Annotated in this window: 25 protein-coding genes; 8 read left to right on the forward strand and 17 right to left on the reverse strand. The window is 38.3% G+C overall.

The features are described from left to right. Positions 1-69 precede the first annotated feature (69 nt). The gene (locus WH223_RS11870; RefSeq protein ID WP_340047891.1) at positions 70-1263 is read left to right on the forward strand and encodes a C1 family peptidase; all 1194 of its coding nucleotides are present in this window, start codon (positions 70-72) and stop codon (positions 1261-1263) included. A 212-nt stretch (positions 1264-1475) separates the two neighbouring features. On the opposite strand, the gene WH223_RS11875 is transcribed toward WH223_RS11870, so the two are convergent. Further along, complete coding sequence (locus tag WH223_RS11875; RefSeq protein WP_340047892.1) at positions 1476-3626, reverse strand: prolyl oligopeptidase family serine peptidase; 2151 nt, start codon at positions 3624-3626, stop codon at positions 1476-1478. A 278-nt stretch (positions 3627-3904) separates the two neighbouring features. Here WH223_RS11875 and WH223_RS11880 point away from each other — a divergent pair, with 278 nt between their 5' ends. Further along, positions 3905-4333 (forward strand): hypothetical protein, encoded by a 429-nt coding sequence (locus WH223_RS11880; RefSeq protein ID WP_340047893.1) that lies wholly within the window; start codon positions 3905-3907, stop codon positions 4331-4333. Between the two features lie 63 nt (positions 4334-4396). Here the strand turns inward: WH223_RS11880 and WH223_RS11885 are convergent, their stop codons facing one another. From WH223_RS11885 to WH223_RS11895, 3 genes are all read right to left on the reverse strand, one after another. Continuing rightward, positions 4397-5353: a hypothetical protein gene (locus WH223_RS11885; RefSeq protein WP_340047894.1), complete on the reverse strand. Its 957-nt coding sequence runs from the start codon at positions 5351-5353 to the stop codon at positions 4397-4399. 102 nt (positions 5354-5455) lie between these two features. After that, on the reverse strand, positions 5456-6607 hold the full coding sequence (gmd, locus tag WH223_RS11890) for a GDP-mannose 4,6-dehydratase (RefSeq protein ID WP_340047895.1): 1152 nt from the start codon (positions 6605-6607) through the stop codon (positions 5456-5458). A 118-nt stretch (positions 6608-6725) separates the two neighbouring features. After that, positions 6726-7292 (reverse strand): hypothetical protein, encoded by a 567-nt coding sequence (locus WH223_RS11895; protein ID WP_340047896.1) that lies wholly within the window; start codon positions 7290-7292, stop codon positions 6726-6728. A 59-nt stretch (positions 7293-7351) separates the two neighbouring features. On the opposite strand from WH223_RS11895, the gene WH223_RS11900 reads away from it, so the two are divergent. From WH223_RS11900 to WH223_RS11915, 4 genes are all read left to right on the forward strand, one after another. After that, positions 7352-7669 (forward strand): hypothetical protein, encoded by a 318-nt coding sequence (locus WH223_RS11900; RefSeq protein ID WP_340047898.1) that lies wholly within the window; start codon positions 7352-7354, stop codon positions 7667-7669. Between the two features lie 32 nt (positions 7670-7701). Beyond that, complete coding sequence (locus WH223_RS11905; RefSeq protein ID WP_340047900.1) at positions 7702-8616, forward strand: lysylphosphatidylglycerol synthase transmembrane domain-containing protein; 915 nt, start codon at positions 7702-7704, stop codon at positions 8614-8616. 1 nt (position 8617) lies between these two features. Further along, a complete protein-coding gene (locus tag WH223_RS11910; protein ID WP_340047902.1) occupies positions 8618-9328 on the forward strand; it encodes an SDR family NAD(P)-dependent oxidoreductase in 711 nt (236 codons plus the stop codon). Positions 9329-9465: 137 nt separating this feature from the next. Beyond that, the gene (locus WH223_RS11915; protein ID WP_340047903.1) at positions 9466-10203 is read left to right on the forward strand and encodes a lysophospholipid acyltransferase family protein; all 738 of its coding nucleotides are present in this window, start codon (positions 9466-9468) and stop codon (positions 10201-10203) included. Positions 10204-10205: 2 nt separating this feature from the next. Here WH223_RS11915 and WH223_RS11920 read toward each other — a convergent pair whose 3' ends face one another. After that, entirely contained in the window at positions 10206-11339 is a 1134-nt protein-coding gene (locus WH223_RS11920) for a glycosyltransferase family 2 protein (RefSeq protein WP_340047904.1), read from the reverse strand. After that, entirely contained in the window at positions 11323-12297 is a 975-nt protein-coding gene (locus tag WH223_RS11925; protein WP_340047905.1) for a lysylphosphatidylglycerol synthase domain-containing protein, read from the reverse strand. The genes WH223_RS11920 and WH223_RS11925 overlap by 17 nt, the downstream gene beginning before the upstream one ends. Before the next feature lie 86 nt (positions 12298-12383). Here WH223_RS11925 and ruvC point away from each other — a divergent pair, with 86 nt between their 5' ends. Continuing rightward, positions 12384-12947, forward strand: coding sequence for a crossover junction endodeoxyribonuclease RuvC (gene ruvC / locus WH223_RS11930; RefSeq protein WP_340047906.1), 564 nt, complete (start codon positions 12384-12386; stop codon positions 12945-12947). On the opposite strand, the gene WH223_RS11935 is transcribed toward ruvC, so the two are convergent. Beyond that, entirely contained in the window at positions 12944-13987 is a 1044-nt protein-coding gene (locus tag WH223_RS11935) for a hypothetical protein (protein WP_340047907.1), read from the reverse strand. The two genes, ruvC and WH223_RS11935, sit on opposite strands and share 4 nt — an antisense overlap. 529 nt (positions 13988-14516) lie before the next feature. Between WH223_RS11935 and WH223_RS11940 the strand changes: the two genes are divergently transcribed. Further along, on the forward strand, positions 14517-14987 hold the full coding sequence (locus tag WH223_RS11940) for an Lrp/AsnC ligand binding domain-containing protein (protein WP_340047909.1): 471 nt from the start codon (positions 14517-14519) through the stop codon (positions 14985-14987). Between the two features lie 154 nt (positions 14988-15141). Here the strand turns inward: WH223_RS11940 and WH223_RS11945 are convergent, their stop codons facing one another. The 10 genes from WH223_RS11945 to rpsM all read right to left on the reverse strand — a co-directional run bounded on the left by WH223_RS11945 (position 15142) and on the right by rpsM (position 23296). Further along, positions 15142-16209: a M20 family metallo-hydrolase gene (locus WH223_RS11945; RefSeq protein WP_340047910.1), complete on the reverse strand. Its 1068-nt coding sequence runs from the start codon at positions 16207-16209 to the stop codon at positions 15142-15144. Next, entirely contained in the window at positions 16202-17002 is an 801-nt protein-coding gene (gene proC, locus WH223_RS11950; protein ID WP_340047911.1) for a pyrroline-5-carboxylate reductase, read from the reverse strand. The genes WH223_RS11945 and proC overlap by 8 nt, the downstream gene beginning before the upstream one ends. A 52-nt stretch (positions 17003-17054) precedes the next feature. Then, complete coding sequence (gene argB / locus WH223_RS11955; protein WP_340047912.1) at positions 17055-17849, reverse strand: acetylglutamate kinase; 795 nt, start codon at positions 17847-17849, stop codon at positions 17055-17057. 12 nt (positions 17850-17861) lie between these two features. Continuing rightward, positions 17862-18824 (reverse strand): acetylornithine carbamoyltransferase, encoded by a 963-nt coding sequence (locus WH223_RS11960; RefSeq protein ID WP_340047914.1) that lies wholly within the window; start codon positions 18822-18824, stop codon positions 17862-17864. 71 nt (positions 18825-18895) lie between these two features. Next, positions 18896-20029, reverse strand: coding sequence for an aspartate aminotransferase family protein (locus WH223_RS11965; protein WP_340047916.1), 1134 nt, complete (start codon positions 20027-20029; stop codon positions 18896-18898). Between the two features lie 131 nt (positions 20030-20160). Then, on the reverse strand, positions 20161-20685 hold the full coding sequence (gene rplQ / locus WH223_RS11970) for a 50S ribosomal protein L17 (protein ID WP_340047917.1): 525 nt from the start codon (positions 20683-20685) through the stop codon (positions 20161-20163). Positions 20686-20757: 72 nt separating this feature from the next. Next, a complete protein-coding gene (locus WH223_RS11975; protein WP_340047918.1) occupies positions 20758-21750 on the reverse strand; it encodes a DNA-directed RNA polymerase subunit alpha in 993 nt (330 codons plus the stop codon). A 92-nt stretch (positions 21751-21842) separates the two neighbouring features. Beyond that, positions 21843-22451: a 30S ribosomal protein S4 gene (rpsD, locus tag WH223_RS11980; protein ID WP_340047919.1), complete on the reverse strand. Its 609-nt coding sequence runs from the start codon at positions 22449-22451 to the stop codon at positions 21843-21845. A gap of 67 nt (positions 22452-22518) precedes the next feature. Next, positions 22519-22908, reverse strand: coding sequence for a 30S ribosomal protein S11 (rpsK, locus tag WH223_RS11985; protein WP_340047920.1), 390 nt, complete (start codon positions 22906-22908; stop codon positions 22519-22521). A gap of 10 nt (positions 22909-22918) precedes the next feature. Then, positions 22919-23296: a 30S ribosomal protein S13 gene (gene rpsM, locus WH223_RS11990; protein ID WP_340047922.1), complete on the reverse strand. Its 378-nt coding sequence runs from the start codon at positions 23294-23296 to the stop codon at positions 22919-22921. Positions 23297-23346 lie beyond the last annotated feature (50 nt).

Genomic DNA, 23346 nt, shown 5'->3' on the forward strand with positions numbered 1-23346 from the left:
CTTAGCTTTTTTACATTAAAAAATAGCTAAGCGTTTATTAAATTTATAAATTCGTAAAATTTTAATCAAATGAAGTGGAATAAATCAATATTTCTTGCAGCAGCTTTGTTTGCTGGAGCAGCGACAACACAAGTACATGCGCAAGACAACCTAATCAATGCACTTAAAGGAAACACAAGCGATAACAGTAAAGCAGGATTCAAATTTACAGAAGTTATCAACTTGGCTAATACATCCATTAAAGATCAAGGTTCTTCAGGAACATGTTGGTCATACTCTGGAAACTCTTTCTTAGAGTCAGAGATGATCAGAATGGGAAAACAACCTGTAGAAATTTCTCAAATCTTCACAGCACGTAACACATACATTGAGAAAGCTAAAACTTTTGTTCGTTTACATGGCGACCAAGCACAAGGTGATGGTGGTCAATTGCATGATGTATTAACCATCTTCAAAAAATATGGTGCTGTACCACGTGAAGCATATACAGGTTTACAAGAAGGCCAAACGAGAAACAACTTCTCTGAAATGGGACCTATCTTACAAGGCATCACACAAACCGTAGCTAAAAGCAAGAAACCAAGCAATAACTGGTTAAAATCTTTTACCGCAGCAATGGATGCATACTTAGGTGAAGCTCCTGCTTCATTCCAATACAAAGGAAAAACGTATACTCCAAGAACATTTGCTGATCAAGTGGTTGGTATCAATCCAGATGATTATGTAGGTATCTCATCGTTTGAAGACCATGAATACTACAAACCATTTGTTTTGTTAATTCAAGATAACTGGTCGTTTGAAAGCTTCCTTAATGTTAAAATCAACGATTTAACAAGCATTATCGACAACGCTTTAGCAACAGGTTATACTGTAGCATGGGCGACAGACGTATCTGAAAAAAGCTTTAGCTGGAAAAATGGTGTAGCTTTCGTTCCTGAAAAACCATTCGAGCAAATGACAAAGGAAGAACAAGATAACATGTTCAATGGTCCTAAAGCTGAGCCAAAAATTACGCCAGCACAACGTCAAGAAGCTTTTGATAACTACACAACAACAGATGATCATGGTATGCACATTGTTGGTTTAGTTAAAGATCAAAATGGTAAAGAATACTACATCGTGAAAAACTCTTGGGGTGAATCTAATGACTACAAAGGTTATATGTATGTAACTAAAGAGTATGTTCGTTATAAAACAATTTCATTATTGGTACACAAAAATGCCATTGAAAAAGGTTTACAAACAAAATTAGGCATCAAATAAGCTTAATAAATATACGTAAAAAATAAGGGCTGTATTTCTAAATACAGCCCTTATTTTTTGTCTACGACCAAAAGATGGTACCCCTATATAAAATGAAGCATAAAGCCTAAGAGAGTCCAAAGAACAATACATCGCTCACGGATAGTGAAGATGCAAAAAAGGCGTATCCTAATTACTTAGGATACGCCTTCTATCTTTAATATAGATGAGTTTTATTTAACTTCTCTATAGGATAATTTCATGTTCTGGAACATAAACGACCACTTATCGGTTTGTTCAGCAATAACCATCGCTGTAGATTTACCTGCACCATGGCCAGCATTCGTTTCAATACGAATTAACACCGGATTACTCCCTTTTTGGTATTCTTGCAGACGTGCTGCAAATTTGAAGGAGTGTGCTGGAACAACACGGTCATCGTGATCGGCAGTTGTCACCATTGTTGCTGGGTAGCTTACACCTTCTTTCAAGGCATGATAAGGCGAATATTTGTACAAGTAGTTAAACATTTCAGCGCTATCATCAGCAGTACCATAATCGAAAGCCCATCCTGCACCTGCCGTAAACTTGTGGTAACGCAACATATCCAATACACCCACTCCTGGCAGCGCTACTTGAAATAAATCAGGACGCTGGGTCATACAAGCTCCTACCAATAAACCGCCGTTAGAAGCGCCCGAAATAGCCAATTTTGAAGAAGAAGTATACTTCTCCGCTATCAGGTATTCAGCAGCACCAATAAAGTCATCAAAAACGTTTTGTTTCTTCAGCTTTGTACCTGCGAGATGCCAGCTTTCACCATACTCACCACCACCACGTAAGTTAGCAACTGCAAATATGCCTCCTTGCTCTAAAAGAATAATATTACTTGTAGAAAAAGATGGTGTCAAACTAATATTGAAACCTCCGTAACCATAAAGCATCGTAGGATTCGTTCCATCTAATTTAATTCCCTTTTTATAGGTAATAATCATAGGAACTTTAGTTCCGTCCTTAGAGGTATAAAACACTTGCTTAGACTCATATTGTGATGGATCAAACTGCACAGCCGATTTTTTATAAATCGAAGACTCACCGCCACCAATATCATATTTATAAATTGTACCTGGGTTTACGTAATTCGTAAAGGTGTAATACAATTCTTTATCTGCCGCCTTTGCAGAGAAACCTGCAGCCGTGCCAATGCCCGGCAAGGTAACTTCTCGCTCTAAACGACCTGAACGGTCATATTGTTTAACCAAAGAGGTAGCATCCTTCAAATAATTAGCGAAAAGTTTTGTTCCTCCTGTCGAAACGGTCAATACCTGATCTGTCTGTGGAATCAAGTCCTTCCAGTTCGAAGGTTGAGGGTTTGCAAAGTCTGCTGTTACTAAACGCCCATTAGGAGCATCCAACTCGGTATAAATAAAAAGCTTATGCCCTTCGTTGTCTACCAAGGCATGATTTTTATCCATATTGCCAACAACCGTTACAAAATCAGCATTCGGATTTTGAAGATCTTTAATATACAACTCATTACCCGAAGTTGTGTTTGCCGCTGTAACCACCAATAGATTACCATCTTCACTCAATTCAGCTCCTACATAACGACGAGGCTTTGCTGGTCCTCCAAAAATTAATTTATCACTCGCTTGTGGTGTACGCAACTGATGGAAGTATAGTTTATGTAAATCCGTCATCGCTGACAAAGCCGAAGTACCTGCTTTAGGCTTATCATAACTGCTATAAAAAATCCCCTCGTTCCCCTTCCATGCTAAGCCAGAGAATTTGACATCAACCAACGTATCGCCAACAACAGACTTATCGGCCGTATTCAAAATAATCACTTTACGCCAGTCGGAGCCTCCTTCAGAAAGCTGATAGGCAACCAGTGAGCCATCTTTACTAAAAGAGATACCTGCTAGAGAGGTTGTACCATCGGTAGAAAACTTATTCGGATCAAGAAACACCTCTTCCTTCCCTTCATTTCCTTTCTTACGGTATAGAACGTATTGATTCTGCAAGCCGTCATTTTTATAGAAATAGGTATAATCTCCCTCTACAAAAGGTGCTGTTTCCTTTTCATAGTTCCATAAATTCTCCAATCGCTTACGAATTGCTTCACGAAAAGGAATCTGGGCTAAATAATCGGATGTAACCGCATTCTCAGCGCTTACCCATTGTTTAGTTTTTTCGGATAGGTCATCTTCCAACCAACGATAAGGATCGTCGACAGATGTACCAAAATAAAGATCTTTCTGATCTATTTTTTCTGTTTGGGGATACGGCTTCAATGTTATTTCCTCCTTCGATTCAATAGTTTTTTCGGCATTACAGGCTACAAAGCTGCAGGCCAAGAGAAGTATGCTTAATTTGTTATACATAATCGGGTTTTTGCTAGTTTGCAATTTACAAAATCAAAGTCAATTAAAATAAAGACGACCGGACAATTTACAAACCTAGCCTATAATAACCTCAGAAATAGCAATGACCAAGAAAAATCACGCTCCTTGCGCCCTACAAGCAGCTACACCGCATTAGCGGAATCGCTACAAACACAGATAAAATAACAAATCAACATACAGCATAGAAGTAAAAACCTTAGTTTTGGAAACGAAATAATTCAGCGAAGTCGGGAACAACATTTACTTTTCTAGTCACTATGGGAAAAATTGTATTAATACTATTTGTAGTAATCGGAGTAGGTTTTTTACTACTCAAAATAGCGTCATTCTTTTTATCCGCAAAATTCCGTGGCTCCACAACTAAAAATGATGAGCAAGCTTTATTGCAGCGTTTTACTATGCAATATTATAGACCAGGAATGGCTGATGCCGATTTTGTAATTAAACTCAAAGAGATTGTTGACCCTAATTCAACATATGCTGATCAATATAAAAAAATAGCGCAGGATTTATTAAACTTCCGAGAGGAAGAAGAATTTATGAGTCGATACATAGATCAAGACACGACACAAGAAGAACTGTACGCTAAGCTACAAGAAATAGCACAAGAAGATTCAGCGTACACAGTGCGTGAGCGAATAATTGCAGGACAGTTAACTGTCAAGTTTTTTCCCAATACAAAATAAGGAGCTAGCGCAACTGCAAACGCAGCTTAACTAACTCCTCATCCATTTTAAAAATAGTATCTTTTACTTCAGCACAACACTAGCACGCCCCATAATGGCGTTGTCGCTATACAGCAACATGGTGTATGCACCTTTCTTAAATTTGTCAGTTTCCCATAAAAGCTGGTATTCTTCCCCATTATTTGAAAACTGAATAGCTTCTTTAAAAGTATATTGTAGCTTCTCACCATGTACGTAAAAGATGTTATTGGCATCACCATACAGGTTGCCAGCCGGATCAATCACACGTACATAAATTTCTTTAGCACCTTTTTGTGCTAGCGTATTATCAGCAATGGAAAAAAGAACCTGTAATTTATCTACACGACGAGCTCTAGTTTCTGTTTCTATTTTTTCTTTCTTAGAGATTGAAACACCATTAACTTGAATATTGGATACTTTCAATGCGGAAGCTGCCGTAACTTTATGTTTAAGAGACGAGTTTTCTTCAGATAAAGAAGAAACTTTCTTATCAGTTACATCAACCTTTTCAGCAAGATTAGCATTCTCCTTAAGTAAATCTTCGTTTTTAGCTTTTAAATCACTCAAGGTCGTTCGTAAAGTAGATACATCTCCCTTCAAACGTGCCACTTCGCGCTTCGCATCAAAAAGATCCTCATTGCTAATACCGTGACCATCTAATTTTTGGCGTAACTCATCAATCATCTGACGAGCTTTCAACTCTGAACCTTCCAAATCAGCATCTACGGTGCTTCCTTTCAGCGCGCTTAGATTGTCTAACTCGGCCTCAATACGGTCGATTTCAATCTGTAAATCCTGCTTTTGAATGGCTAGGGTATATAATTTCTCGCCCGAAGACTTATACTTAACATAAAAGTATACATTCGTAGCCAATAAAGCCACGATAGCAATAATGAAAAAATAAATCTTAGAATTATCTTTTTTCTGCTGGTTTTGCGGTTCTTCCTGTTGAATAAACTCTGGAACAGCTATATCTTTTGTCTCTTTTTGATTCTGCATTTCTAAAACGTGTACCGAGGCCAACCCTACTTTATTTCTTCACTTTGAATAGCCCAAACAAAAACTATTCCAATGCGCGTTAAGTTAAAATAGATTTAACTTTTACTCAAAATAATTCATTGTAGCGAAACCACCTTTCTTGAGATACTCCTCTTTACGCATCAATTGCAAATCAGAATTAACCATTTCTTTCAATAGCATTTCCAAATTATACTTTGGCGTCCAACCTAATTGTTTTTGCGCTTTTGTAGGATCACCAATTAACAAATCTACCTCTGTCGGTCTAAAATACTGAGGATCAACCTTAACAACGGTTTGCCCTAATTTAATAGCATCCTCTGGAATATTTAATTCAACTAAACGTTCTCTGTCGACATCTATAATAACACCCTTTTCAGCAAGATCTTTACCACTAAACTCAATTTCTACTCCCAACTCCGCAAAAGCCATACGCACAAAATCACGAACGGTAGTCGTCACACCTGTCGCAATGACATAATCTTCCGCACGTTCTTGCTGTAGCATCAACCACATAGCTTCGACATAGTCTTTAGCATGGCCCCAGTCTCGCTGTGAAGAAAGATTCCCTAAGTATAGTTTATCTTGTAATCCTAAAGCTATCTTAGCCACAGCGCGCGTAATCTTACGGGTTACAAACGTTTCCCCACGAACAGGGCTTTCATGGTTAAAAAGAATACCATTACAAGCATACATTTGATAAGCCTCACGATAATTCACCGTAATCCAATAGCCATAAAGCTTCGCTACAGCATAAGGACTTCGAGGGTAGAAAGGAGTCGTCTCACTCTGCGGAACCGCTTGTACTAAACCATAAAGCTCGGAAGTAGAAGCTTGATAAATGCGTGTTTTATCCTTTAAGCCCAGTAAGCGTACAGCATCCAAAATACGGAGTGTACCAATACCGTCGGCATTAGCCGTATATTCAGGGGTATCAAAACTCACTTTAACATGAGATTGAGCCGCTAAATTATAAATCTCATCCGGTTGCACCTCTTGGATAATCCGAATAAGATTGGTTGAATCAGTCAAATCACCATAGTGCAAGATAAAATTACGCTGGCTTACATGTGGATCTTGATATAAATGATCAATTCTATCTGTATTAAAAAGAGAAGAACGTCTTTTTAAACCATGCACGATATAGCCTTTTCTTAAAAGAAACTCAGCTAGGTAAGCGCCATCTTGACCAGTAATACCTGTTATAAAGGCTACTTTAGGTGTATTTGAATTCATATTGCTCAATATTACACAAAATTAATAATTTTTAGTGTTTTTGAAGAGTCTCCACCATTAATAACAAAAGAAGCTAGGCTTTAAAGCCTAGCTTCCGTATAATGTATGTAATCTCTTGTTACTGTATTTTAGAAAAATTAAATACTAAGTTACCTGTACCATTATCTAAAGGAATAGGCATACGCATTACTAAGCTCTGTCCATCAGAGAAAGATAAATCCAAACGGTAACCGCTAATTACATTCTGTGCTTTTTCCCCAGCATAGATCTTCTTGAACTGAAATTGAGGGTGCTCACCGATAGATTTACCATCAAAAACACTCCATAAGATATTACGTACAGCACCGTTTGCACAAAGTGTACCTGAGGTATTAAACGTAATACTACCCTTCTGGTTACCACCTGGCAAGTTCCAAACACTACCGATGAAACATTCTACAGGAGCCTCATCCAAGATATTCTTTATCGTGTATGACGCAGGAATATCCTCTCTTTCAACAGATTTTAAAACCCATTTGCCTTTCAATCCATTTTTCCATTGTGATGCAGTAGGACCTTCATTTACCGCAGCTCCCGTATTAGCTGAGGAGCCCCCGCCAGTAGTTGGTCTTTTTTGAGCGCCACAGGCAGCAAACAAAATGACAGCTAATAGCATTGTTACCAGGGATAAGCTATGTTTACGCATAATATAAATTTTAGTTTTTTTATTTTGACTATATTCGCAAATATAAGAACTTTGACAGCATGAATGCTCCCAAAAATCATACCATAAGCAAATTTGCAGCCAAAGCAGCGTTAAGGCTCAATCTTATTATTATGGCGACCCCAGTGTTTCTATATTTCACACAAAAGAAAACAGATGTCCTCGGACAGGTGAGTTTTCCCAACAAATTGGCCCTGTTAGCACCAATTTTGTTATTAGTAACCTTTACGGGCTTACTTATCGGCGTATTAAAAAACAAATATCAACGCATAGACCTCAATTGGTTGTTTGTATTGTGCAGTTTGTTTCTGATGCTCTACCTTATCCTCCTCTACGTTCGGATATTCCCTGCTTTTTAATATTAAAATAATAGACTAGTCTCCCTACACGAATGACGAAAAAAACATATTGGCCCCTGCTTAAAAACATCTTAAAAATAAGCATTACCCTAGGAGCTTTAGCATGGGTCTTTTCAAAAGTTAATATACATGATCTACAGGAAGCCTTTACAAAATGTAATCCTTGGTATTTAGTTCTGGCACTCCTTTGCTATGTTATATCACAACTTATTGCCTCATCACGCTTAAACAGCTTTTTGAAGGTTATCGGCATTAAAGTAAGTGAGCGCCACAACCTGCGCCTCTACCAGCTAGGCTTACTGTACAATTTCTTCTTGCCCGGCGGCATTGGTGGGGATGGCTACAAAATATATTTCTTACGCAAAAACCATGAAATAAAAGGACGTAAGATTCTATCAGCAGTATTTTTCGACCGCTTAAGCGGAGTATGGGCTTTGACAATCATCACCGGCCTCCTGATTATCTTTATGCCGAGACTGTCGATTCCTAATGAGGTTACTATCGGCGCCTTAGTCATAGGAACGATAACCTATCTGTATTTTTTATATGTATTCTTTAAAGAATTCTTCCTCCATTTTATCGTTACTCACCTAAAGGCACTGGCAGTACAGGGCTTTCAAACCTTGAGTGCTATTTCTATACTACAAGCGATGCATTTCGATGGTAAGTTTGCACCATATCTCCTTATCTTTCTACTGTCTTCACTCGTCGCTATTATTCCATCTATACTTGGAGGACTAGGTCTACGAGAATACTTAATATCATTTGGTGCAGTCTACTTTAAGCTAGACCCACATTTAGCGGTACTCGTTTCGTTGGTATTTTATGTAATATCGCTGATTGTAGCCTCTTCAGGCATTTATTATGTATTACGTCCACAACGCCTCGGCGCAGAAAAGTTACCATCGCCGGCAGAAATAGAACACGAATTAGAAAAAAATAAATAACATGGCAAATATCATTATAACCGGCGCAAGCAGCGGCATCGGCTTCGAAGCTGTTTTAGACTTAACAGCAAATAAAGACAATAATGTAATCGCTTTAGCCCGCTCTGCGGATAAACTTCGTAAACTACACGAAATAGCTAGCTCCTTAAACCATGATGGAGGCACCTTATATCCAGTTCAGTTTGATATTGTCTTTGACGACTATGCAAACGGTTTAATTCCTTTTGTAAAATCTAAATTTGACAAAGTAGATATCCTCATCAACAATGCAGGGGTACTCATAAACAAGCCTTTCCTTGAAACAAATATGGAAGACTTCGCTAAGCTTTTTCAAACCAACTTCTTAGGGCATATACAAATGATTCAGCATATCGCTCCTCTTATGAATGAAGGAAGCCATATTGTAAACATAGGAAGTATGGGTGGCTTTCAAGGGGCATCAAAGTTCCCGGGATTAGCAGGATACTCCGCAAGTAAAGGAGCATTAGCGACTTTAACAGAGTGCTTAGCCGAAGAGTTTAAAGATAGAGATATCAAGGTAAACTGTTTAGCATTAGGCTCATCACAAACAGAGATGTTTGAAGAAGCTTTCCCAGATGCTCAAGCAGGTACATTGGCTTTTGAAATGGGCCGTTACGTAGCTGAATTTGCACAGAATGGGCATAAGTTCTACAACGGAAAGATACTTCCTGTTGCCAATACAACCCCTTAAAAGACAATAGAAGTGGTGAGGGCTTCCTAAATAGTGAAACCTCACCACCTATACCACAAGAACCCATCCAAGGGATCAGAAAAGCCATTTCATCCGATTTAAGAAGACAAATCGTATCTTTACAAAATATTTATTTTATGAGAAAATTAGCTGGTTTCATTTTAACGCCAATCTTTTATAGCTGCTTTCTATTATGCCTATGCATCTTTCATCCGATACAATGGCTATCCTTAAAACTAGGTGGATACGCAGCACATAAAAAAAGTGTGGATATATTAAATGCCTTCTTAGTAGCATGTAACTATACATTATTCAATAGAACGACTTTTATAAACAATCAGAATCTACCTCTGGGTAGACCTATCATTTTTGTAGCCAACCATCAAGGCTCCTTTGACATACCCCCGCTTATCTTTTTCCTACGAAAATTCCATGGTAAGTTTATCTCTAAGATTGAGCTCGCTAAAGCAGGCATACCGAGTATTTCATTCAATCTGGTGCATGGTGGAGCCGCAAATATTGACCGTAAAGACCCTAAACAGTCTATTGCAGAAATATTACAGCTGGCTAATAACATGAAAACAAAAAATTGGTCTGCTTTTATATTCCCCGAAGGAACACGTACACGCAATGGAAAAATGAAACCTTTCTCCGTAGGCGGTATAGCAACATTATTGAAGAAAAATCCAGAAGCGCTAATCGTGCCGATTGCTATCCGTGGTTCCTACCTTATGGTTAAATACGGTAATTTCCCATTACGCCCTTTTACCAACATGAGTTGGGAAGTATTAGCACCAATAGACACAACAGGCTTATCTGTAGAAGAGATTGTTAAACAAGCAGAAGACCTTATACGCGCTAAAGTAGAAGTATAAGACTACTTGACGGTACGCCCTTTCCAGTCATACTTACCAATGTTACCTGCTAATCCGATATATACTAAATAAAGCACGTGAACAAAGGAAAGGATAGGTAATTTAAACAACAACTCGGGGCGTTTAGCAAAACGACACAAAGGTGCGATAAAAAGATATTCAGCAGCTAATTTTAAAACAAAACTTAGCACCAATAGCCAAGACATAGTAGGTAAATTAACTAAAAACTGAAATACACCTAGTAAAAAAGCAACATTAAACAACCATATACTGACGCCAAGAAACACAACTTTCTTGTCTTTATACTTTGTACTTTTTGAAGCCCAACGCTTACGCTGACTGATAAAAGATTTTAAATCAGGCTTTGCATCTGTATAAACAATGGCATCTTCACTTTTACAAAAGGCGATACGGCTAGGGTGACGCTCGGCTACCTTATGTAGGAAAAGTTCATCATCCCCGGAAGCAAGATTATCAATCCCCTTAAACCCACCCAACTCCATAAATACAGACTTGCGATAGGCTAAATTAGCACCATTACAGGTGGTAGGATTGCCATTTCCGATACCTGCAGCTCCCAGGCCTATAAGGTATAAAAATTCTAACGTTTGCAAGCGCTCAAAAGAACTCTTCTCTTCAGAATAAACCACTGGGGAAGACAACAAGTAAGCGTCTTCACGTTGCATATATTGTACGACGGTTTTCAACCAAGAAGACCCCATGCGGCAATCAGCATCGGTAGTAATAATAATCTCTCCCTTCGCTTGTGCTATAGCACGCGATATGGCTAGTTTTTTATAGGAGTTCAACGAATCGCCCTCATTCAATCGAATTAAGGTTACGCCTCTGTCGGCGTATGAAGCAACAATCGCTGCTGTAGCATCTGTCGAGTGATCATCAACAACAATAATCTCCAACAAATCTTTAGGAAAATCTTGCTGCATCAAGCAATCTAGGGTGCGTGCAATATTTGCTTCCTCATTACGAGCTGCAATAAGAATAGATACCGAAGAATGAATAGAACTATTGTCGGGTTTAAAGAACGGTATTTTAAACCAACCAAGACGCATATACACCACCAACAACACATAGACCATCGTCATGGCCAACAAAAAGAAACTAAGACTTATTACCACCTAAATAATTTACATTTAAAACAAAAAAAGATCCAATAATAGCCGGTAAAATTAAATTCACAAACCAAATACAGGAAACGATAGCCATCACAGCAATTTCTTGCGTTGTAATATAGCCATATAGATTACTCGCAACAAAACTACGTACACTAAAATCAAAAATATCTAATGAAGGTACCGCAGATTGCACGAAAAATAAAATAAATATCATGAAAATCATAGGTAAGAGCGGTAATTCCGGGAGAATAACCAACATTAAAACGACATACTGCGAAGTAAAAATAATAAACCTACCAAGAGAAAGCAGCAAAACATGCAACAATTCACGCAATGAAAAATCTTCGAGAACAGCAAAAAAAGGCTTTACCTTACTCAAGAAGCGAAACCGACCGACAATAGCATCTACCCAATGCACATTAAAATAAAGGATAACGAAAGCTAAAGCATAGATAAATGCTAACAACCAAATAGCATATTTCACAGCATCAGGAGTTGGCAAATAAGTAGAAACAAACCACGCAATGGCCACTGCTCCGAAAACACTGGTCAACACCAGCTGGGCAAACAGCCCTACGCCCATCGCTACAGCGCCAGAAGCACGGTTCTTAGGCTCTAATAACATAACCCGACCACCATATTCGCCAATCCGATTAGGCGTAAATATAGCCCATGTAAGTCCGCAAAAAACAGAACGAATCGTGGTCCACCAGCTTATTTTTTCAATACGGCGCGAAAGATACTTCCACTTCACCATCTCTAAAGCCCAATTCGCCAACATCATGACCATAACAAGGAGTAGCGTCAGCCGAACCGTCCAAGGGTCTAATCTGTCCATTAAAGATTGAAATTCACGAAGATTATCTTGGTTGTTAATCTTAGAAACAATAAACCACGTTGCCAAGCCGACAACAGCAATCTTAATAGCGAGGTTTACGTATTTCTTTTGTGTTTTCGTCAATGCCTATAGATTTGAGAGCACAATGTTACTAATTTTTACGCAATTCTGCAGGCGGACATCCCAAGTTAAAGTCGTAATATTGTAAGATGCAACGTGAGCAGGCAAAAGAAAGAATCATCTTAGGTATTGACCCCGGAACAATTGTTCTCGGTTATGGTCTTGTCAAACAAGTAGGCAATCAATTTTCATTAATTAGTCTTGGCGTAGTCAAAATGGGACACCTTGATGACCAAGCCTTAAAATTACAACGAATCTTCAAGAAGGTATCAGCCTTAATACAAGAGTATAAACCCGACTGCATGGCGCTAGAAGCACCATTCTACGGTAAGAATATTCAAGTTATGCTAAAACTCGGACGTGCCCAAGGTGTTGCCATGGCAGCAGGTCTACAATTTGATATTCCGATATTTGAATACGCCCCAAGAAAGATAAAACAATCTGTGACCGGAAATGGTAACGCAAGCAAGGAACAAGTAGCGGCCATGCTCAAAACATTGCTTAACTTCAAGGAGACACCCGAATTTTTGGATGCGACAGATGGATTGGCAGCAGCCGTTTGTCATGCTTTCCAGCAAAATACCGTGAGCGAAGGAAAAAGCTACTCCGGTTGGGAGGCCTTTGCCAAAGAAAATCAAAAACGGGTACGCTAAAGCGTCACCTGCCTGATTACATTCTTCACATTAAGCTCCACAATATCAGTCATTGTCTTGCAGTTTGCGTAAGCGGGGTTTTCATGATAGCGTTCATAATCCCCTTTTAAACGTTCAATATTCTCGGGAGTGGACAACATTTGTTCACTAGAGGCATCACGCAGATCTTTAATACGGTGGCGCTCACTACGCACACGATGCACGATAGAAGAGCGCTCTTCCTGTTGATACTGCAATACGGTCTGTTCATTTAAGTATTCCATAGCCAGCTTTACATAAGGAAGGTTTTCTTTAAAATATTGCGGCATGTAAACCCGTGAATTACCCTCATAAAATTGCTGATCAAAGTCAATCGCACGAATACGGAATTGAAAATCATCAAAATCAGGTGTTATCTGCATCACAAAGTTGTAGGCACGCATATCTCCTAAAAGCGAAATAATACAACGTTCATTAAATTTAACAAACTCCTTGGCCATCCGCGTTTGATTATAATCTGCCGCATACATATGTACTTTACTAAATACATCGCCAGGAATACCTACAATATGCTCTTCAACCAAACTCTCTCGATCCACTAAATAATTAACCTGGTTGGGCGAAAGAATCTCTTCCAACTCCAAACCATAAATACGAGAAGCATCTGCCTGCTTGATGTAAAAATAGTCATACACATCATTCAACGTATTAATAATGCGCACGCGAAAGGGACGTGTGTTACCAAACGTACAATACTCAATACGATCAATAATCTTATGCTGCACAATACGAATATTACCGGAAGCTTTCAAGATTGCATAAACGACCTTCAAGCCATCATACAACTGATCTTGCACATACGGTGGGTAAAGTGGCGTTTCCCAATAGGTATCCTGCCCATATTTATCCATGATAGGTGCTGTTTCCGTAAAATTCAATAAATCAGCATAAGAAACAGGAAGCCGAGCATCACGTTGATAAATCTTGAGATACTTTGCCAAGCCCTGCCCTACGGCATAAATAGGTTTCTTACGCGATATTTTTACATCATCAATGTCCATAATTGAGCGCTTTTCGTAAATATACAATTTTAACATGGATTGCCGACGATAGCTTCAATCAAGAGAAAAGATGCGGCTTGAATTTATAAATTTTCAAACAAATCCCCCTATCGAGCTGTTATTTAAGTAATACGGATATAAAGAGAACTACAGCATGTGCCTGCCGCATATGCAATCAAGGAAACGAAGACCTCTATTTTGAAATTCACAAATAATCAGCTAAATATTACAAAAGACAAAATCATTTTACAAAAAATCTTGTTATTTTTGAAAAAATATTAAAAGAAAGAATGAAATTAAACAAGGTATATAATGGCAGAAGCTTCCCGGGCGAGAAGCTTCTACACTAACCAATTATAAACCTATGTTATTTCGAGAAAGTAACATGCACTTTTGATAAAAACAAAACGTTTTTTATTTCGTTTTGTTAACACAAATATATAATAAGTGTTTTTTTTATGCAAATTTCGTGTTATTTTTAGCTAATTAATAAAAAACAAACATTTTAAAACAAATAAATACCATTTTTATGGATAAAAAGTATTCAAATTACGATTTAGACAATCTAGACATTCAGATTTTGTCTATTTTAATGGAAAACGCATCAATTCCATACACAGAAATAGCAAAAAAACTCATAGTTTCTGGAGGAACCATCCATGTTCGCATGAAAAAGATGGAAGAATTAGGAATTATCAAAAGTTCAGAGCTAATTATCAACCCTCAGAAGGTAGGATTTGACATCACAGCATTCTTAGGCATCTATTTAGAGAAAGGATCTCAATATTCTGACGCTGTAAAACAATTAGAGAATATTAAAGAGGTCGTAGAATTACATTATTGTACTGGACAATACAGTATGTTCGCTAAAATTGTATGTAGAGATACAGCACATCTGCGTAAAGTCTTAAATGAGGATATCCAAGCGCTAACTGGAATTCAACGTACGGAAACAATCATATCGCTTGAAGAAAGTATTAAAAGACAAATAACATTATAAGACCATAATGTTTAAGAGGGATAGGAACATTTTCGACACCTCAAACCACCGAATTTCGAAAAAAAGGAGAAATCTAGCGTCTAAAATGTAGATTTCTCCTTCCATCGAAAGGGTTTTTCTAAAAAAACCAGTTTTTAGCTTAAAATAATACTACTTAAAGCAATCCTGCTAATATTTTTATGTAAAAATGTATTCCATCTTCAATTTCTTGAACGAAGATAAACTCATCAGCCGTATGCGAGCGAGCAGAATCACCAGGACCTACCTTTATTGAAGGATATGGAATTAAAGCTTGATCACTCATCGTTGGACTACCATATACTGCTCGTCCTAGCGCTAAGCCAGACTGTACGATAGGGTGCTCCATCGCGATACGTGACGAATTTAACCGGGTCGAGCGTGCTTTTACGTTCGATTGTACATGCGATTCGATAATAGCTAAAACTTCGGCATTGCTATATACGTCTGTTGTGCGCACATCAACCACGAAAGTACAGGATGCAGGAACGACATTATGCTGAGATCCTGCCTGAATCAACGTAACCGACATTTTTACCGGTCCTAAGTAATTAGATTCCTTTTCAAATCTATAGTTTCGAAACCACGTAATATCGTCCATCGCTTTGTAGATGGCATTTTCCCCCTCTTCGCGCGCTGCATGCCCTGAAATGCCAATAGACTCACAGTCCAAAACCATAAGCCCTTTTTCTGCGATAGCCAAATCAAGTAGCGTTGGTTCTCCGACAATAGCAAAACTAATCGCCTTTAGATGTTTAATAGCCTCCTCAACACCATTACTACCCGAAACTTCTTCTTCAGCCGAAGCAAGTAAACAAAGGTTGTAGTTTAAATTCGGCTGATTATAATAGTGCAAAAATGTGGCTATTAAAGAGACTAAACAGCCTCCAGCATCATTACTACCTAATCCATACAACTTCCCATCTTCAACGGTAGGCGCAAAAGGATCACGTGTATAACCAGGATTAGGCTTCACCGTATCATGGTGAGAGTTTAATAAAATAGTAGGCTTCTCTGGGTCATAATATTTATTGTAAGCCCAGACATTATTATGCAGGCGTTCTACCGGTACTTGATTTTTGCTAAAAAAAGCAACGATTAAATCGGCCGTCCCACTCTCTTCTCGGCTATAAGAAGATGTAGAAATTAACTGTTGAAGTAGTTCGGTACTTTCCGCTATGCGGTTTTCAATTGTTTTAGTCATTGTATAAGCCTCCTGCCTTCTTTGCAGACAGTTTGATTCCTTTAATAAATGCAGAACTAAAGCCATTGTGTTCCATCTCATTTAGACCAGCAATGGTACACCCTTTAGGTGAAGTGACTTTATCAATCTCACTTTCTGGATGATTCTGTGTTTGAAGAAGTAAGTCGGCAGCACCTTTGGCTGTTTGTACAGCCATTTTAAGAGCATCATGCGCATGAAAGCCTATTTCGACACCACCTTGCGATGCTGCACGAATAGCACGTAAGAAGAAGGCAATACCACAAGCACACAGAGCTGTAGCCGAGGTCATCAAGTCTTCTTGAATAACGACCACAGAACCTACAGATTCAAATAACTTCTCTACTTGTGCAACGGCAACTTGTTCGGCAGTATCGGTAGCAATACATGTCATCGACTGGCCAATAGCAATAGCTGTATTAGGCATAGCACGTACCACTGTCATGGCGTCGCCCAATACGTCTTTCACATCCTGACAAGAAACACCAGAAACAACCGAAACAATAATTTGCTCAGGGCGCACCGTGATTTTTATCTCTTCTAATACTTTTCTTAACTGTTGTGGCAGAATAGCCAAAACAACGATATCCGCCTCGCGGACAGCTTCAGGATTATTGTCGCTAGCACGAAAACCAGCGGCGATTTCCGCTTCTAAAGCGAGGAGATTACGACGGGTTAAGGTAATAGCTTCCGCCGGATAGTGACCGGATTTCACTAGCCCTTTGGCTAGTGAAAGTCCAATATTGCCACTTCCAATAATTGTAATTTTATTCATGGAATGTATGTTATCTTAGTCTACCCCGAGCCTAAGCAAATAGGTATTCTACCTATTTGTCTAACAAACAAGTACCAAATCCGCCTTGTTGATAAAGATGAAGGTTTAGGGCATTACCAATGTAGACATTTTTAACTCCTTTAGCAATAGCTGTAAACGCATTTTCTAATTTAGGAATCATCCCTTCATAAATAACACCTTCTTCCTTGAGCGTTTCAAAATCTGCTGCTTTAATAGATTTAATCACAGAGTTATCATCATTCACATCACGTAATACACCATTCTTCTCAAAACAGTAGATTAATCGTGTTTCATAAAGCTTAGCTAGGCTTATCGCCAATGCAGAAGCAATAGTATCGGCGTTTGTATTAAACAATTGCCCTATTACGTTATGCGTAATCGCGGAGAAAACAGGAACAAAGCCCGCATCTAAAAACTTTTTGATATTTAAGCTGTTCACAGAATCGGCTAATATATCACCCACAAAACCATAATCCACTTCCCTTACAGGTCGTTTTACCGCTTTAATGACATTGCCATCAGCACCAGATAAACCCAATGCATCACAGTCATAACGTTGCAAAGCAGCAACAATTTTTTTGTTCGTTAAACCAGCATAGACCATGGTCACCACATCCAACATAGGCTCATCCGTAATACGACGGCCGTCCAACATTTTTGCTTCGACACCTAAGGCAGCAGCTACACGCGTAGCAATTTTTCCACCTCCATGCACTAAGATTTTTTTTCCCTGCAACGCAGCAAACTTTTCTAAAAAAACTTGTAACTGTTGCTCATCATCAATAACATTCCCACCAATCTTAATAATATTCAACACACTCCCCATCAATAAATATGTTTATTTTAATTTTTCTAACATGCGCTTTAACACTACTTGTGCAGCCCACACGCGGTTACTAGCTTCTTTAACGACTAAAGAATTTGGTCCATCTAAAACCTCTGCAGCAAGTTCTAAATCTCTACGAACAGGCAAACAGTGCATTACTTTAGCATCGTTAGTTTTTGTCAATTTAGCAGAATCAATCATCCAGTTTTGGATAACAGGATATACCTTACCATAATCACGGTAAGAAGACCAGTTTTTCACATACACAAAATCAGCACCAGCCAAGGCAGCATCTAAATCATTAACGATAGTTGCTCCTTTAGTGAAATCATCACATAAATCATAACCTACTGGGTGTGCAATGGTGAAATCTACTAATCCTTCTTCCTGAGCCTTACACATCCATTCAGAGAAAGAGTTTGGTACTGCCTGTGGCAAAGCTTTGATATGTGGAGCCCATGCTAAAACAACTTTTGGTTTAGCCACTTGTTTGTGCTCCGTGATGGTGATTAAGTCTGTTAAACTCTGTAATGGGTGACGTGTAGCACTCTCTAAAGAAACAACAGGCACACCACAATAGTCAATAAACTTATTGAATAAATCTTCACTATAATCTAAATCACGATCCTTCAATCCTGGAAATGAACGTAGACCCAAAATATCACAATACTCACCCATAACGGCAGCAGCTTCGCGAATATGCTCTACGGTAGTACCGTTCATCACGACACCATCTTGGGTCTCTAGAGCCCATCCATCCTTATCCATATTCATCACCATAACATTCATACCCAAATTCATTGCTGCTTTTTGGGTGCTTAAACGTGTACGTAAGCTTGGATTAAGAAAAACTAAGCCTAAGGTTTTGTTTTTTCCTAAGTCTGATAAACTGTATGGGTCAGCTTTCAATGCTAAAGCATCGTTAACGATAGCGTTTAGATTTTCAACATCCGATACTGAAAAAAAAGTATTCATGGTATAAAATCAAATTTTAGATAAACAGAGATAAACCACAGTAGGTCTATCTCCAAAAAAACGCTATTGCCTTATGCTTTTAAACGCTCATCAAGAGCCGTTAAAAAGCGGTCAGCAATTGCTTTATTAATATTCAAGGCTGGTAAAATACGAATAACATTCGGCTTCGCCTCGCCTGTAAAAATCTTATTCTTTACCAACAGATCTTTCTTCACATTAGCTAGTTCAGCAGGTAGTTCAACACCGATCATCAATCCACGGCCACGTACTTCCAATACTTTATCAAACTTATTCAATTCCGTAATCAGGTATTCCCCTACTGTCTTTGCATTAGCTAAAAGCTGTTCCTGCTCAATAATTTCTAATACAGAAACTGCAGCAGCACAAGCCAAGTGATTTCCACCAAAGGTAGTACCTAAAAGACCAAAACTCGCTTGAAATTGAGGAGCAATGGAAATAGCACCAATAGGGAAACCATTACCCATACCTTTAGCCATGGTGTAAATATCAGCATGTACACCTGAATAATCGTGTGAATAGAAATCACCTGTACGGCCGTATCCACACTGTACAGCATCAGCAATAAAAACAGCGTTGTGCGTATCGCACAAGCTACGGATTAACTGTAAAAAGGACTTAGAAGCTTCACGGATACCACCAACACCTTGGATACCTTCAATGATAACAGATGATATTTCATCACCTTGCTCTTGGAACAAGGCAGTTAAGGCAGCTTCATCATTGAAAGGCAAGAATATAACATTATCCGTTTCATTCACTGGCGCCACAATAGCCTTATTGTCTGTTGCAGCAACAGCCAAAGAGGTACGACCATGGAAAGCCTTATCGAAAGCAACTATTTTCCTACGTTTATTATGAAAAGAAGCCAATTTCAATGCGTTCTCGTTGGCTTCAGCGCCAGAGTTACATAAAAATAAAGCATAATCTTCCTTTCCAGAAACTTTACCTAATAAATTCGCTAATCGCGTCTGAATAGGAATCTCAATCGAATTGGAATAAAAACCAATCTGATTCAATTGCTTGGTCAAAGACTCCACATAATGCGGATGCGTATGCCCAACGGAGATTACGGCATGACCACCGTAAAGATCAAGGTATTCTACACCTTCAGCATCCCAAACTGTCGAGCCTTGCGCGCGAACAATGTTGATAGGATTTACTGGATAAACGTTAAATAAGTTCATGAGCTTATAAAATAATCAGTTTAGTGACTTGTCTCGCAAATATAAGTAAGACAAAATGAAAAAAGTCAATTAAAATAAAAAGGCCTATCAAGCGGATGCTGATAGGCCTTTTTATATCAAGTAAAAGACAATTAGTCTTTTTTCTCTTCTGTAGCAGGAGTTTCCTCAGTAGCAGCAACTTCTGCTTGTACTTCTTCAACAACTTCAACAGTTTCAGCACCCTCAGTAGCTTTCTTTTTAGAAGCGCCACGACGACGAGTAGCTTTTTTCTCTGTTTTCTCACTAGCATTGTAAACTTCGTTGTAATCAACAAGTTCGATGAATGCCATTTCCGCGTTATCACCCAAACGGTTTTCCAATTTGATGATACGTGTGTAACCACCTGGACGGTTAGCTACTTTTTCAGAAATTTCGCGGAACAAGATAGAAACTGCATCTTTATCCTTAACGTAAGCGAATACCGTACGACGTGAGTGAGTCGTATCGTTTTTTGATTTAGTAATCAAAGGCTCAACATACGTACGTAATGCTTTAGCTTTAGCCAAAGTAGTAGTGATACGTTTGTGTTTGATTAACGAAGTAGCCATGTTAGCTAACATCGCTTTACGGTGACTATCCGTTCTACCTAAATGATTTACTTTTTTTCCGTGTCTCATTTTTTAATTGTTTTTGTGCGTACCGTCCATAAAAGGGGAATTACGCAACAGGTCGCTTATTATATAAATTTATTATTCTTCGTCTAATTTGTACTTAGACAAGTTCATTCCAAAAGATAAACCTTTAGATTTAACTAACTCTTGAATTTCACTCAATGATTTTTTACCGAAGTTTCTGAATTTCAACATATCAGCAACATCATATGTTACTAATTCTGATAATGTACGAATATCGGCAGCTTTTAAGCAGTTTAATGCGCGTACTGAAAGATCAAGATCAACAAGTTCTGTTTTCAAAATCTTACGCATATGTAAAATCTCCTCATCCACAACTTTAGTCTCTTCTTTAGTTTGTGACTCTAACAACATATTTTCGTCAGAGAACAACATAAAGTGTTGAATTAAAATCTTAGCAGCTTCTTTCAAAGCTTCTTCAGGATGAATAGAACCATCAGTAGAGATGTCTAACAACAATTTCTCGTAGTCAGTCTTTTGCTCAACACGGTAGTTCTCGATTGTATATTTTACATTTTTGATTGGCGTATAGATCGAATCAACTGCGATAAAACCTACAGGACCATCAGTAACTTTATTTTCTTCAGCATTTATGTAACCACGTCCTTTAGCCACTGACAATTCAACTTCGATTGTTACAGCGCTATCCATATTACAGATAACTAAATCTGGGTTTAGAACCGTAAAGTTGTTAGAGAACTTAGTAACATCTCCAGCTTTAAATTGTTCTTGACCGTTGATAACGACAAAAATCTTCTCATTATCTCCTTGATCACCAGTTTTCTTGAAACGTACTTGTTTCAAGTTCAAAATGATCTCAGTAACATCTTCAACAACACCTTTAATAGTAGAGAATTCGTGCGAAACGCCTGAAAATCTCACCGACGTAATTGCATATCCTTCTAAGGAGGACAATAAAATACGGCGTAAAGCATTACCAATAGTTACACCAAAACCAGGCTCTAATGGACGAAATTCGAAAGTACCATCAAAATCAGTAGATTTTTGCATGATAACTTTATCCGGTCTTTGAAATGCTAAAATTGCCATTTATTTCTTTTTAAAAGTTTTTATTAATGAACGTAAAATACAATAAAAGAAGCATGATTCCAAAAAGAATCACGCTTACTTTTAGTACTTTATTATTTAGAGTATAACTCTACGATTAAGTTCTCTTTGATGTTTTCTGGAATATCGCTTCTCTCTGGGAAAGTAACGAAAGTTCCTTGTAACTCATTCGCATTCCAATCTAACCAACCAAATTTGTTGATTTTTCTACCTTCTACAGATGCAGAGATAGCTTCTAATGTTTTCGAACGCTCACGAACAGCGATTACGTCACCTGGACGTAGGCTATATGATGGAATGTTAACAACTTCGCCGTTAACAGTAATGTGTTTGTGGGATACTAACTGACGAGCAGCAGAACGTGAAGTTGCGATACCTAAACGGTAAACAACGTTATCCAAACGAGCTTCTAATAATTTCAAGAATTCCTCACCTGTAATACCTTGTTTTGCAGCAGCTTTACCGAATAAATTACGGAATTGACGCTCTAATACACCATAAGTGTATTTAGTTTTTTGTTTTTCTAACAACTGAACAGCATATTCAGATTGTTTTCCTCTTCTTTTAGATGGTCCGTGCTGACCAGGAGGATAATTTTTTTTCTCTAATGCTTTATCAGGGCCAAAAATCGGCTCTCTGAATTTACGCGCTATCTTGGACTTAGGTCCTGTATATCTTGCCATTTTTTCTTTCTGTTTGAAGTATCAATCAGCCTATAGCTGATGAATCTTATCTTAAACAATAAACTTATTAAACTCTTCTGCGTTTTGGAGGACGACAGCCATTGTGTGGAAGTGGAGTAATATCTTTGATTGTTGTTACATCAATACCCACTGTTTGCAATGTACGGATAGCTGACTCACGACCAGCACCTGGACCTTTTACAAAAACTTCTACTTTACGTAAGCCTAAGTCATGTGCAACTTTACCACAGTCTTGCGCTGCTTGTCCTGCTGCATATGGAGTATTCTTTTTAGAACCTCTGAAGCCCATTTTACCTGCAGACGACCATGAGATCGTTTGACCTTGATTATTCGTTAAAGTAACGATGATGTTGTTAAAGGTAGCGTTGATATGAGCTTGACCAATCGGCTCAATAACTACGATACGCTTTTTAGTAACCTTTTTACTTTTAGCCATTTCTTAATTATTATTTAGTAGCTTTTTTCTTATTTGCAACTGTCTTACGTTTACCTTTACGGGTACGTGAGTTGTTTTTAGTACGTTGACCACGAACTGGTAAGTGTTTACGGTGACGTAGACCACGGTAACAACCGATATCCATTAAACGTTTGATGTTTAACTGAACTTCTGAACGAAGTGCACCTTCAACCTTAACTTCTTCGTTGATGATAGTACGAATAGCTGATAATTGATCATCATTCCATTCGGATACTTTCACATCTTCACTGATACCTGCTTTATTCAAGATATAAGCAGCTGTAGTACTACCGATACCGAAAATATAGGTAAGGCCTATAACGCCTCTTTTGTTTTTAGGTAAATCAATACCTGCTATCCTTGCCATATAATATTTTAAGCGATTATGTTAATAAACTAGCTTGCAGAAACGCTCTA

The organism is Sphingobacterium sp. MYb382 (assembly GCF_037572665.1).
GTDB lineage: Bacteria > Bacteroidota > Bacteroidia > Sphingobacteriales > Sphingobacteriaceae > Sphingobacterium.